This is a genomic window from Caballeronia arvi (genome assembly GCF_001544695.2).
GTDB lineage: Bacteria > Pseudomonadota > Gammaproteobacteria > Burkholderiales > Burkholderiaceae > Caballeronia > Caballeronia arvi.
In genome coordinates this window covers 13475-26272 of the sequence record NZ_FCOM02000003.1, presented here as the reverse complement: position 1 = coordinate 26272, position 12798 = coordinate 13475, and the positions used below count along the sequence as shown (strand labels likewise).

Sequence of the window (12798 nt, the reverse complement as noted above, 5' to 3'; positions counted from 1 at the left end):
CGCGCCGACCGGGCCATGCGGGTTCGGCATGGTTCGAGACAAGTCGCAGCTCACGGGCGTACACTCCCTCTGCATTCATGATCCTGCAAGCATCGAGCCATCAGGCGCGCATGCGCGTGTTGTGCCTTGTCCGCGAATCCGCCATTCATAGGACTCCATTCTTTTTTTCGAGGAACCATCATGGCTAAAAGCACGGTTGCCGATTATCTGGCGAAGACACTTGCCGCAGCGGGCGTGGAACGTATCTGGGGCGTGACGGGCGACAGCCTGAACGGACTCGCCTTCAGCCTCGATCGTGTCGGCTCGATCCGCTGGATGCATACGCGCCATGAAGAGGCGGCCGCTTTCGCCGCGGGCGCGGACGCTGCCGCGACAGGCAAGCTCGCCGTCTGCGCGGGCAGTTGCGGGCCGGGCAACCTGCACCTGATCAATGGTCTTTACGATTGCCATCGCAATCATCAGCCGGTGCTCGCCATCGCCGCGCATATTCCGTCGACGGAAATCGGCCTCGGGTATTTCCAGGAAACGCACCCGCAGGAGTTGTTCAAGGAGTGCAGTCACTTCGTGGAGCTCGTGTCGAATGCGTCGCAATTTCCGCGCGTGCTCGAACGTGCGATGCGCGCAGCGATCGATCAGCGCGGCGTCGCAGTGATCGTGCTGCCGGGCGATATCGCATTGAGCGAAGGCCCGGACGTCGAGCCTCGCTGGACCGCGAGCGCGCCCGGCGCGATCCTGCCCGCTGACGCGGATCTCGACAAGCTCGCGGACCTGCTGAACGGCTGCGAAGCGGTGACGATCATGTGCGGCAGCGGCGTCGCGGGGTCGCACGACGAAGTGGTCGCGCTCGCCGATACGCTCGGCGCACCCATCGTGCATGCGTTGCGCGGCAAGCCGTTCATCGAATACGACAATCCGTTCGATGTCGGCATGACCGGGCTCATCGGTTTCAGTTCGGGCTATCACGCGATGATGTCGTGCGACACGCTGCTTCTGCTCGGCTGCGATTTTCCGTATCGCCCGTTCTATCCACCGAAAGCGAAGATCGTACAGATCGACTGGCGCGGCTCGCAACTCGGGCGGCGCGCGCCGCTGGAGATGGGACTCGTCGGCACGATCAGGGAGACGGTCGCGGCGCTCTTGCCGAAGCTTCAGCGCAAGAACGAACGCCGTTTCCTCGCGAACGCGCTGAAGCACTATGCGACCGCGCGCAAGGATCTCGATGATCTCGCGACGCCGTCCGCGCCGGGCCGTCCGATTCATCCGCAATATCTGACGAAGCTGGTCGATGAACTCGCGGCCGAGGATGCGATCTTCACCGTGGACGTCGGCACGCCCACGCTCTGGGCCGCGCGCTATCTGACGATGAACGGCAAGCGTCAGCTGCACGGCTCGTTCAATCACGGCTCGATGGCCAACGCGATGCCGCAAGCGCTCGGCGCGCAGGCCGCGCAACCGCAACGGCAAGTGGTGTCGCTATCGGGCGATGGCGGCCTGTCGATGTTGCTCGGCGATCTTCTCTCGGCCGTGCAACTCGATCTGCCGATCAAGGTCGTCGTGTTCAACAACAGCCTGCTCGGCTTCGTGTCGATGGAACTGAAGGCGGGCGGCTATCTCGACACCAATGTCGATCTGAGCAAGACCGACTTCGCGCAGATCGCGAAGGGCGCCGGTATCTGGTCGGTGCGCGTGGAAGAGTCGGAGCAGCTCGAGAACGCGTTGCGCGAAGCATTCGCGCACAAGGGGCCGGCGGTCGTGGATGTGGTCACGTCGAAGCACGAACTCGCGATGCCGCCGACCATCGAGTTGTCGCAGGCTAAGGGCTTCAGCCTCTATATGCTGCGCGCGATTCTGAGCGGGCGCGGCGATGAGATCGTCGAGCTCGCGCGCACGAACCTGCGTTGAGTATGCAAGCGCGGCCCTTGGGGGCCGCGCGCTTGTCAGCCGCGCAGGAAGTCGGCCAGTTGATCCAGCGTGCCGCCATAGCCTTGTTCGAGCGAAGGCCGCAAGTTATCGAAATAACGCTGCTCCTGCTCGATCGCGCCGAACGGCTTCGCGCGCAGCGCCACTAGCGTCTTGCCATCGACATCGCTGAACGTCACGACATTTTCGATTTCCAGCGGACAATCTTCACTGAACGGCGCGCGCGCGATGCCGCAATTCTCGTTCGCGAACGAGTTGAGCCACACGATACGCTCGCGCGCCACGATCTCGCGATAGTTGAAGCGGCCCCACATTGCGGGTGCGCCAGCGAATTTCATCGCGTAGTGGAAGAAGCCGCCCGGATGGAACTCGAAGCGGCGCAAGTCCAGCGCGCATCCTTTCGGGCCCCACCAGCGCGCGATCTGATCCGCGTCGCTCCATGCTTGCCAGACGCGTTCGCGCGGCGCGTCGAATACGCGGTTCATTTCGAAAGCCACGCTTTGTGCTGCGGTGTCGTTACTTTGCGGCATGTTTTGTTCCTTTTAATGTCGATGATTTTTTCGGCTTCGCTTTCAACAACGCGTCGAGCTTGTCGAAGCTGTCTTCCCAGATCGACCGATATGCGTCGATCCAGCTCGCGACGTCACTGAGTGCGGCAGGCTCCAGCCGGCACGGGCGGGTCTGCGCGGCGCGCGAACGCGAGATCAGCCCCGCGCGCTCCAGCACCTTGAGATGCTTGGAAATGGACGGCTGCGACATCTCGAACGGCTCCGCGAGTTCATTCACGGTGGCCTCGCCGCTCGCGAGACGTGCGACGATCGCGCGGCGCGTCGGGTCCGCGAGTGCCGCGAAAACCTGATTCAAGTTCTCTTCGCGCATGCGTTTCGATGGCCGATTGGTTATATAGCTGATCGGTAATATACGAACACGGATCGCCGGCGTCAAGTGCGGCATTCCGAAGTGTGTTTTATGCTCGTGGATCGAAATCCGTGGGAGGCGTCATGAGCGAAACGAATCGGCCATCGGGCGATGCATTGCCGCTCGATCATGTTTTCGACTTCGAGGGACAAGCCGTGCGCTACGGCGTGATCGGCGCGGGCACGCCGCTGGTGATGGTGCATGGCACGCCGTTCTCATCGCAGGTATGGCGGCGCATCGCACCGATCGCGGCACGTTCGCGGCGTGTGCACTATTTCGATTTGCTGGGTTACGGCGCGTCGGAGATGCACGACGGACAGGACGTGTCGCTCGGCGTGCAGAATCGCGTGCTCGCGGCATTGCTCGAACACTGGCAAGCCAACTGGGACGGCGCATTGCCCGATGTGCTCGCGCACGACTTCGGCGGCGCGACATCGCTCAGGGCCGCGCTGCTGAATGGCTGTGCGTATCGTTCGCTGATGCTCGTCGATCCGGTCGCCGTCGCGCCGTGGGGGTCGCCCTTCGTGCGCCATGTGCGGCAGCATGAAGCCGCATTCGCGGACATGCCCCCGTACATGCATCAGGCGATGCTCGATGCCTATCTGCAAGGCGCGGCGCATCGGCGTCTGGACAGCGAGACGCTGCGCATCTACACGCGTCCGTGGACCGGAGAGCAGGGGCAGGCCGCGTTTTATCGGCAGATTGCACAAATGGATCAGCGTTACACGGATGAGGTTCAGTCGCGCTACGGCGAACTGAAGTGCCCGGTGTCGATACTCTGGGGCGAAGAGGACGAATGGATACCGGTGGAGCGGGGTGTCGAACTGGCGTCGCGCATTGCACAGGGGCGCTTCACGCGCGTGCCCGGATCGGGACATCTGATGCAGGAAGACGCGCCCGAGGCGATCGTCGGCGAATGGCTGACGTTCATGGGCGCGATCGAATGACGAGCGATATTCCGTTTATCGAAAACCTGCGTCGAAAAATTTGCAATCTCACGTTTTCTTTTTCGCGCTCTCGGCGCGAAACGCCGCTTCGCCCGCGTCCGATATCTCGACCCATTTCTTGTCCGGAGCCGCATCGTCGACATAACTGTCGTGCCAGTTCCACCACTTGTAGGTCGTCGTTTGCGGATAACCTTCGGGCGAGTCTTCCCACAACTCCTGACGGCCCAGCGGCGTGATGTCGAGATAGTTCCACGTATTGCCCATCTGCTCGTCGCCGCGATTATTGAGGAAGTAGGTGCGAAACACCCGATCGCCGTCGCGGAAGAACACGTTGGTGCCGTGCCATTCGTCGACGCTGAAGTCGGCATCGAAGGAATCGGTCAGCGTGAACCAGGGGATATCCCAGCCCATGCGTTGTTTGAGCCGGGCGATATCCTGCTGCGGCGCGCGCGATACGAAAACGAGCGTCGTGTCGCGGGCGTTCAGATGCGCGACGTGCGCCACCTGATCGGCGACCAGCGAGCAGCCGCGGCACGCATGCTCGGGCCAGCCGAATACGCCCGGCTCGTAGAAAGCGCGATAGACGATCAGCTGGCGCCTGCCATCGAACAGATCGAGAAAGCCGATCTTGCCGTCCGGGCCTTCGAACATGTAGTTGGTTTTCACGGCCATCCACGGCATGCGGCGGCGCTCGGCGGCGAGCGCGTCGCGTGCGCGCGTGTGCGCTTTTTCCTTGACGAGCAACTTCTCGCGCGCCGCTTCCCATTCGTCTTTCGATACGACCGGCGGCGTGCGCATGTCGGTCTTTGCGGCTGTCGTTCCTTTTTCGTCTGATGTAGTCATGGCGTTGGCAACCTCCTGAGTTGGGCGTTGTGTGCCGTGAGTTAGTCTGAACTCGAAATCGGATGCGGGGGAGTAACAAGTGTGACGCACATCGAAATGCCGCCGATGCGCGTCACGCTATCAGGCCCACGACGCACGCAGCGCATGCACCGCCTTCCAGTAAGTGTAGAAACGGCCGGCGAACATGCCCGCGACGACGCCCGACACGCCGGCATCGATCACCACATAATTCGCGAGCGCCGCGACGTTCGTCACCGTCGCCAGTTCGAAGCCGAGCCAGAACTTCGTCGCGAACGTGGCGAGGATCAACAAAAGCGGAACGACCGAACCCGGCGACATCACCGTCAGCGCAATCGGATCGACGATGTAACGCGTCCGGCTCGCGTTGAACACGCCGCCGACGAACCCGACGCCCAGCGCGATGACCCACGCAGCGACAGCGGCCACGCCCGCGAGCGGCGCGGAAATCAGATGCGCGATGCCCATGCCCGCAAAAATAAGCGGAATGATCGCGAGTTTCGAAAGCGGCGTCGTTTGCGTCTGCAACGCCTTGACCCCGCGATAGACGAGGAACGCAAGCAGCACCCAGACCCAGGTCGGCGTGCCTTGAATGATGGCGAATAGCGACATGATCATCTCCTTCTCAGCGGTTGTTTGACGCGGATGATGCCGCCCGAGAATTAGCCGCAAATGATGACGACACGCCGCGCGCCCGCATCGCGCAATCGCATGAATTAAGCGTATTCCGAAAAACTGCCGCCCGCCGGGTAAAATGCGGCGCCTGCCCGCCGTCCGGCCCGACACGCGCGTGACCCGCGCGCACCGGCATCGAGGGTCGGCATACGCCTCACGAAGGCTCGTTTTCGTCCGTTCTGCGACTGTCCGGTCATCCCGCGCGCCGCCGCTTTCCCGCTTACCCATACGACACGCCACGCCATTCGAGGATTGCTTTTCATGCTTGCCCGCATCACCCGCCTTTTTCCGCTCTGGGCCGTGCCGGCCTCCGTCGTCGCCTATAGCGCGCCTTCATCCGTGACGGGCATCGCGCCCCACGTCACGACGCTTCTCACGATCATCATGCTGTCGATGGGCGTCACGCTCTCCATCGACGATTTCAAACGCGTCTTCACGCGACCTGCACCCGTGGTGGCGGGCATCGTCCTGCATTACCTCGTGATGCCGCTCGCCGCGTGGGTCATCGCCAAAGCGCTGCGCATGCCGCCCGATCTGATGGCGGGCATGGTGCTCGTCGGCAGCGTCGCGAGCGGCACGGCGTCGAACGTGATGATCTATCTCGCGCGCGGCGATGTCGCGCTGTCCGTGACGATCAGCGCGCTGTCGACGCTCGTCGGCGTGTTCGCGACACCGCTGCTCACGCGCCTTTACGTCGATGCGTCGATCGCCGTCGACGTGCACGGCATGCTGATGAGCATCGTGCAGATCGTCGCGCTGCCGATCGTCATCGGCCTCGTCGTGAATCATCTCTTCGGCAAGTTCGTGCGCAAGATCGAATGGGCGTTGCCGCTCGTGTCGATGGTGTCGATCCTGCTCATCATCGCCGCGGTCGTCGGCGGCACGCAGAAGAGCATTGCGTCGGTCGGGCTCGTCGTCGCGGTGGGCGTGGTGCTGCACAACGGCATCGGCTTGTTGGGCGGCTATTGGGGCGGCAAGCTGCTCGGTTTCGACGAAGCTGTCTGCCGCACGCTCGCGATCGAAGTCGGCATGCAGAACTCGGGGCTCGCGGCGACGCTCGGCAAGCTGTATTTCACGCCGATCGCGGCATTGCCCGGCGCGCTGTTCTCGGTGTGGCACAACCTGTCCGGATCGATGCTCGCGGGCTACTGGGCCGGACGCCCGGCGCAGGGCGCGACGCGCGATCGGGAAGCACCCGAAGCCGTCGTCCGCCAAGGATGAATCGTTCCGGAAAATAACTGAACGCAAAAGCGCGCTCGACACGAGCGCGCTTTTTTTTCGGAACGCGTCGTTCAGCCTTTCTTCTCGTTCAACCCGAGCAGACCGCGAATCGCGTCTTCGGTCTGCGCGTATCGCCCTTCGCCGAAGTGGCTATAGACGATCTTGCCGTTCTGATCGATCAGATACAGCGCCGGCCAGTACTGGTTGTTGTACGCGTTCCAGGTCGCGTACCGGTTGTCCTGCGCGACTGGATACTCGATTCCATATTTTTTGACGGCGTTCCGAAGATTGCCGAGATCGCGCTCGAACGTGTACTCGGGCGTGTGCACACCGACCACGACGAGCCCCTTGTCGCGATAGCGCGAATAAAGCTCCTTGACGTGCGGCAGCGTATGCGCGCAGTTGATGCAGTCGAAGGTCCAGAAATCGACGAGCACGACCTTGCCGCGCAACTGCTTGAGATCGAGCGGCGCGCTGTTGATCCAGTTGTCGATGCCGACGAAGTCGGGCGCCTGCGCGCCGGTCTGCTGCGTCGTTTGCACGCCGGCCGCGACGCCGGTCGATGAAATTGCAGCGAGCGCGGCGACAGCGCCGAGCGCGGCGACCATCGCAGTGGCGACGGCCGCGATCTTGAGACGATCGAACATGACGGTTCTCCTTGTGTATCGACGATGAAGCGTATTGAAGCGCGCGGATGTATCGCGTCTGCGGGCGAATTGCATCGCCGTGTGTCGATGAGGCTGTCAGACACAGTGAGATACAAAGCATCGCGCGTTTGTATCGGCATGTATCCGGCGGCGCGGCCGATACACGCCGTTGCATCGCGCGCCCTTTCTGAAATCCCCGCGATACATGAAGGCGCTGAAATACGTCACATGGCCTGATGTGCCGTTTTCCCGGCGTTCGATGCCGGTCCGTCCAACCGCTTTCCATGGAAGACCGATCTCATGTCCCTCATCGTCATTGCGTTTCTCGGCGGCGTGTTCACCGTGCTGAGCCCGTGCATCCTGCCGGTCGTGCCGTTCGTGTTCGCGCGCTCGGACAAGCCCTTCGTCACCGATCGGCTGCCGCTTCTCGTCGGGCTTGCGGGCACGTTCGCGCTCGTGACGGGACTCGGCGTCGCCGGTCTCGCGGGCGCCGCGCAACTGAGCCAGTACGGCCGCTGGATCGCGCTCGCGACGCTCGCCCTGTTCGGCGCGGCGCTTCTGTTTCCATCCGTCGCCGACCGGCTCACACGTCCGCTTTCGGCGCTCGCGGACCGCATCGTCGCGCGTTCGGAAACGCAGGGCACGACGCGCCGCATCGCTTCATCGATGCTGCTGGGCGCCGCGACCGGCCTGCTGTGGGCGCCGTGCGCCGGGCCGATCCTCGGCGTCATCCTCACGGGCGCGGCCCTGCATGGCGCGAACTGGCATACCGCTGCCGCGCTCCTCGCGTATGCCGCTGGCGCGGCGAGCTCGCTCGCGGTCGCGTCGAGCCTCGGCAAGCGCGCGATGGATGCGCTCAAACGATCGCTCGGCATCGGCGAGCATGTGCGCCGCGCGACGGGCGCGCTCGTGCTCGTGACGGTCGCCGCCATCGCGACAGGTCTCGACACGCGCGTGCTCGCGCTCATCCCCGGCGCGCCGACGAACGGTATCGAGAGCAAGCTCGTCGGCACATTGAAGACGAAGCAGGCTGCGCCCGTTCAATCGCAGAGGGCGCGCATCATGCGCGTATCGACACAGTCCGCGCTTCCGGTGCAAGGCAGGCTGCCGTCGCTCGATGGCGCGACGACGTGGCTCAACTCCGCGCCGCTGTCCGCGAACGAATTGCGCGGCAAGGTCGTCGTCGTCAACTTCTGGACGTACTCATGCATCAACTGCCTGCGCACGCTGCCGTATCTCAAGACGTGGGCGCAGCGTTATGGCGATGACGGGCTCGTCGTGATCGGCGTGCATACGCCGGAATTCGGCTTCGAACACGATACGGGCAACGTGAAGCGCGCGCTCGCGAACCTGAACATTAAGTATCCCGTAGCGATCGACAACGACTACGGCATCTGGCGCGCATTCGGCAATCAGTACTGGCCAGCGTTCTATATCGTCGATGCACAAGGGCGCGTGCGCTTCCATCATTTCGGCGAAGGCGGCTATCGCGAGGCCGAGAATGCGATTCGACAACTGCTCGCCGATAACGGCAAGTCGATGCCCGTGCACGATGCCCAGGCGGTTCAGGCAAGCGGCGCACAGGCGGCGGCCGATCCGGCGAACATCGGCTCGGGCGAGACCTATGTGGGCTACAGACAGGCGCAAGGCTTCACGTCACCGCAGCGCGTGCGGCCCGATGCCATCGAAGATTATTCCTTGCCGACGCAGCTCCCGCTCAACGACTGGGCGCTTGCAGGAAAGTGGAACGTTGGCGGAGAGGCCGCGGTAGCGGCGGGGGCGCAGTCGCGCATCGCGTATCGCTTTCATGCGCGCGATTTGCATCTCGTGCTCGGGCCTTTGGCGGACGGCAAGCCGGTGCGCTTTCGCGTGACGATCGATGGCGCCGCGCCGGGCGCATCGCATGGCGCCGATGTGGCCGCCGATGGCAGCGGTGTCGTAACGAGCGCGCGTCTTTATCAACTCGTGCGGCAGAGCGGAGCCGTTGAAGACCGCACCTTCGAGATCGAGTTTCTCGATCCGGGCGCGCAGGCATTCAGCTTCACTTTCGGGTAATTTCGTAATCGTTTGTCCCAATCGACGCCGCGCCAAATAGCGCGGCGTCGACGCGTTTACCACATGAAAAGTGATTCAGTTGGCCCCGCCTAGGTGCATTCCCTAGCTTCTTCCTGTGATTGCTTATAGAAGCTGCACCGGAAATGCGACCCGCGCATCACGCTGTCGCCCGCAGAGGCCCGTCCCTATTGGCGCTGCGGCATCGGCATTTCAAATCCCGATTTTTAAGCATCGGCTGCACCGCGCGGTTGCATTACCAGAAGTATTGAAAAGCGCTCAGAAAATGTCGGTGGGCGATCGAAATTGGCCATGTACGCTTCATTCAACGCAATGAACGCCGGAATGCAACGACAGCGTCCCATCCAAAGCGTCATTGCAACCGTTTCCCTTTTTCGAACTAGGTGGAATGACCCGATGATTCCCAACCTAACTCTCGCACCCGACGACGTCACGAATCAGGTTTCCTCGCAGTCAGGAACCGAATCGCTGGCGCGCTCGGTTGCGGCGTCCAAGACCGAGATCCTTACGGTCAAAAACCTTTCCAAGATCTTCGGCGCGAAGCCGGAGCGTGCTCAGGAGCTCCTGAATCAAGGCCTCGGCCGCAATGAAATCTTCGCCCAAACCGGCAACATGGTTGCGGTCGACGATGTCAGCCTGTCGGTCAATGCGGGCGAAATCTTCGTCATCATGGGCCTGTCGGGCTCGGGCAAATCGACGCTCGTGCGTCTGCTCAACCGTCTCATCGAGCCGACCTCCGGCCAGGTGATTCTCGAAGGCCGCGACATCGCGCCGATGAGCGTGCCCCAGCTGCGCGCCGTGCGCCGCGAAAAAATGGCGATGGTGTTCCAGTCGTTCGCGCTGCTGCCGAACCGCAGCGTCATCGACAACATTGCTTACGGTCTCGAAGTCGCTGGCAAGAAAAAAGCGGAACGTTACGAAGTGGCCCGCGCCGCGTTGACGCGCGTCGGTCTCGCTTCGTACGAAAAGCTCTTGCCGAGCGAGCTTTCCGGCGGCATGCAGCAGCGCGTCGGCCTGGCTCGCGCGCTGGCGGTGAATCCTTCGGTGCTGCTGATGGACGAAGCGTTCTCCGCGCTCGATCCGCTCATCCGCTTCGAAATGCAGAACGAACTGCTGCGTCTGCAGAAGGAAGAGCAGCGCACGATCGTGTTCATCTCGCACGATATCGAAGAGGCGGTGAAGATCGGCGGTCGCATCGGCATCATGAAGGACGGCCGCCTGATTCAGGTCGGCACGCCGGCCGAGCTGATCCAGTCGCCCGCCGACGACTATGTGCGCGACTTCTTCCGTAATGTCGACGTCTCGCGCTTCCTCGAAGCATCGAGCCTGATGACAAAGGTGGAGCGCGGTCTCATCGCGTGCAATACGAGCGCGCCGTCCGAGCGTTATCTCAACAGCCTGATCGACAGCGGCGCGGAGTGCGGCTATGTCTGCGATGAAAGCGGCCGCTATCAGGGCTGCGTGACGCCCGCATCGCTGCACAAGACCGGCACGCGCCCGATCAGCGACGCATTGCTGCACGACGTCGCGGCCGTGCCGCTCAATACCGATTTGCATGAACTCGCGGCCATCGCGCTCAATCAGGAGCACGACGTGCCGGTTACCGACGAACAGGGCAGACTCGCGGGCGTGGTGTCCTGCCGCACGATTCTCAAGCAGGTCATGGAGCGGAGGGCAGCATGAATTCAGGGATCTTTGGAAAGTTCGCCGAAGACATCGTCAACTTTCTCTTCTCGCACTTTCGCGGCGGTTTCGACGCGTTTTCCGCTGGGCTGGGCGCGGTCATCAAAGTGCTGGAGGATGGACTCGGCGCAGTGCCGTTCATCGCGATGCTCGTGATTCTCATGGGCCTCGCGCTGTGGAGAAAGGGCGTCGTGTTCGCGGTGTTCGTCGGCCTCGCGCTGTATGCGATCAATTACATGGGCCTCTGGGCGCAGACGGTTTCGACGCTCGCGCTCGTCATCGCGGCGACCTTCTTCAGTCTCGTGATCGGCGTGCCGCTCGGAATCTGGGGCGCGCGCAACAAGCGTGTCGAAGTGATCTTGCGCTCGCTGCTCGACTTCATGCAGACCATGCCCGCGTTCGTGTATCTGATTCCCGCGGTGATTCTGTTCGGTCTCGGCCGGGTGCCCGCAGTGATCGCGACGATCGTCTTCGCGATGCCGCCCGTCGTGCGTCTCACCACGCTCGGCATCCGGCAAGTGCGTGAGGAATTGCTCGAAGCAGGCCGTTCGTTCGGCAGCACGGATACGCAACTGCTCTGGAAGATTCAGTTGCCCAATGCACTGCCTTCGATCATGGCAGGCGTGAACCAGACCATCATGATGGCGCTGTCGATGGTGGTGGTCGCTTCGATGATCGGCGCAGGCGGCCTCGGCGAATACGTGCTGAGCGGCATTCAGCGGCTCGATATCGGCATCGGCTTCGAAGGCGGGCTCGGCGTCGTGCTGCTCGCAATCATTCTCGATCGCCTGACGGAAAGCTTCGGCGTGAAGTCGAAGAAGAAAAAGAAGGTCGTGTCCACGCCGGTCAAGCCGACGGCGACGGGCAAGGCCGCGCAAACCTGAAAGTCGATTCACGTCGCCAATCTCTACACACCGAATAGCCAGATACGGAGTCCGAAATGAACAAGAACCTTATTAAATCAATGATCGTCAAGATCGCGACGCCGGCCATCATGGCATTCGGGGTCGCCGCAAGCCCGGCGATCGCCGCGGATCAACTCAAGATCGCCGTGACGAACTGGGCCGACGTGCTCGCCGTGGCCAATGTCGCGAAGTACGTGCTCGAAACGCAGTTGAAGCAGCCGGTGCAGTTCGTTCAGGCGGATATCGGCATCCAGTATCAGGGCGTGGCGCGCGGCGATCTCGACATCATGGTCGGCGGCTGGCTGCCCGTGACGCACGGACAGTATGTCGCGCGTTACAAGGACCAGCTCGACGATGTCGGCATCATCTACACCGGCGGCAAGAACGGCTGGGCCGTGCCCGCGTATGTGCCCGAGTCGCAGCTTTCGTCGATCGAAGACCTGAAGAAGCCCGAAGTGCAGAAGCAACTGAACGGCACGATTCAGGGTATCGAGCCGGGCGGCGGTCTCATGCAGGCATCGGAGAAAACGATCAAGGCGTATGACCTGTCGGGCTACAAGCTGCAATCTGCGAGCGAGGCGGGCATGCTCGCGTCGATCCAGCGTGCCTACGGTTCGAAGCAGTGGATCGTCGCGACCGTGTGGAGCCCGCACTGGCTGTTCCAGAAGTGGCAGATGCGCTATCTGAAGGACCCGAAGGGCACGCTCGGCGGCGAAGAGCAGGTTCACGCGTTCGCGTCGAAGCAGTTCGCGACGAAGTTCCCGCGCGCGGATGTCTTCTTCAAGCACTTCAAGTTGACGCTGGCGGATGTCGAAGCGATCGAGTTCGAAGGCAATTCGACCAACGACTATGCGACGGCCGCGAAGAAGTTCGTCGACGCGCACCCGGACAAGGTGAAGGCGTGGCTGCAGCAGTAAGCTGGTTTTAGACATATCGTAGAGCTGTAAG

12 protein-coding genes are annotated in these 12798 nt (G+C 62.4%); 7 read left to right on the top strand and 5 right to left on the bottom strand.

Going from position 1 to position 12798, the window contains the following annotated elements; all coding sequences use genetic code 11:
- Positions 1-180: 180 nt before the first annotated feature.
- Positions 181-1902 carry a ubiquinone-dependent pyruvate dehydrogenase gene (gene poxB / locus AWB74_RS04855; RefSeq protein WP_061145653.1) on the top strand — a complete coding sequence of 574 codons (1722 nt, stop codon included), beginning with the start codon at positions 181-183 and terminating at the stop codon, positions 1900-1902.
- Between the two features lie 35 nt (positions 1903-1937).
- Here the strand turns inward: poxB and AWB74_RS04850 are convergent, their stop codons facing one another.
- The gene (locus AWB74_RS04850) at positions 1938-2450 is read right to left on the bottom strand and encodes an SRPBCC family protein (RefSeq protein ID WP_061145652.1); all 513 of its coding nucleotides are present in this window, start codon (positions 2448-2450) and stop codon (positions 1938-1940) included.
- Positions 2437-2799, bottom strand: coding sequence for an ArsR/SmtB family transcription factor (locus AWB74_RS04845; protein WP_061145651.1), 363 nt, complete (start codon positions 2797-2799; stop codon positions 2437-2439). Before AWB74_RS04845 ends, AWB74_RS04850 begins: the two co-directional genes overlap by 14 nt.
- Positions 2800-2921: 122 nt before the next feature.
- Here AWB74_RS04845 and AWB74_RS04840 point away from each other — a divergent pair, with 122 nt between their 5' ends.
- On the top strand, positions 2922-3785 hold the full coding sequence (locus AWB74_RS04840; protein WP_061145650.1) for an alpha/beta fold hydrolase: 864 nt from the start codon (positions 2922-2924) through the stop codon (positions 3783-3785).
- 48 nt (positions 3786-3833) lie between these two features.
- Here AWB74_RS04840 and AWB74_RS04835 read toward each other — a convergent pair whose 3' ends face one another.
- Both AWB74_RS04835 and AWB74_RS04830 read right to left on the bottom strand, forming a co-directional pair.
- Positions 3834-4628 (bottom strand): DUF899 domain-containing protein, encoded by a 795-nt coding sequence (locus tag AWB74_RS04835; protein WP_061145649.1) that lies wholly within the window; start codon positions 4626-4628, stop codon positions 3834-3836.
- 120 nt (positions 4629-4748) lie between these two features.
- Complete coding sequence (locus AWB74_RS04830; RefSeq protein ID WP_061145888.1) at positions 4749-5258, bottom strand: DUF6622 family protein; 510 nt, start codon at positions 5256-5258, stop codon at positions 4749-4751.
- 324 nt (positions 5259-5582) lie between these two features.
- Here AWB74_RS04830 and panS point away from each other — a divergent pair, with 324 nt between their 5' ends.
- Positions 5583-6542, top strand: a complete 960-nt coding sequence (gene panS, locus AWB74_RS04825; protein ID WP_061145648.1) for a ketopantoate/pantoate/pantothenate transporter PanS — start codon at positions 5583-5585, stop codon at positions 6540-6542.
- A gap of 71 nt (positions 6543-6613) precedes the next feature.
- Here the strand turns inward: panS and AWB74_RS04820 are convergent, their stop codons facing one another.
- Complete coding sequence (locus tag AWB74_RS04820) at positions 6614-7189, bottom strand: thioredoxin family protein (protein ID WP_061145647.1); 576 nt, start codon at positions 7187-7189, stop codon at positions 6614-6616.
- Between the two features lie 300 nt (positions 7190-7489).
- Here AWB74_RS04820 and AWB74_RS04815 point away from each other — a divergent pair, with 300 nt between their 5' ends.
- The 4 genes from AWB74_RS04815 (at position 7490) to AWB74_RS04800 (ending at position 12767) form a co-directional block, all read left to right on the top strand.
- On the top strand, positions 7490-9244 hold the full coding sequence (locus AWB74_RS04815) for a cytochrome c biogenesis protein DipZ (RefSeq protein ID WP_061145646.1): 1755 nt from the start codon (positions 7490-7492) through the stop codon (positions 9242-9244).
- Between the two features lie 414 nt (positions 9245-9658).
- On the top strand, positions 9659-10945 hold the full coding sequence (locus tag AWB74_RS04810) for a quaternary amine ABC transporter ATP-binding protein (RefSeq protein WP_061145645.1): 1287 nt from the start codon (positions 9659-9661) through the stop codon (positions 10943-10945).
- Positions 10942-11829, top strand: coding sequence for an ABC transporter permease (locus AWB74_RS04805; RefSeq protein WP_061145644.1), 888 nt, complete (start codon positions 10942-10944; stop codon positions 11827-11829). The genes AWB74_RS04810 and AWB74_RS04805 overlap by 4 nt, the downstream gene beginning before the upstream one ends.
- A gap of 56 nt (positions 11830-11885) precedes the next feature.
- The gene (locus tag AWB74_RS04800) at positions 11886-12767 is read left to right on the top strand and encodes a glycine betaine ABC transporter substrate-binding protein (protein WP_061145643.1); all 882 of its coding nucleotides are present in this window, start codon (positions 11886-11888) and stop codon (positions 12765-12767) included.
- Positions 12768-12798 lie beyond the last annotated feature (31 nt).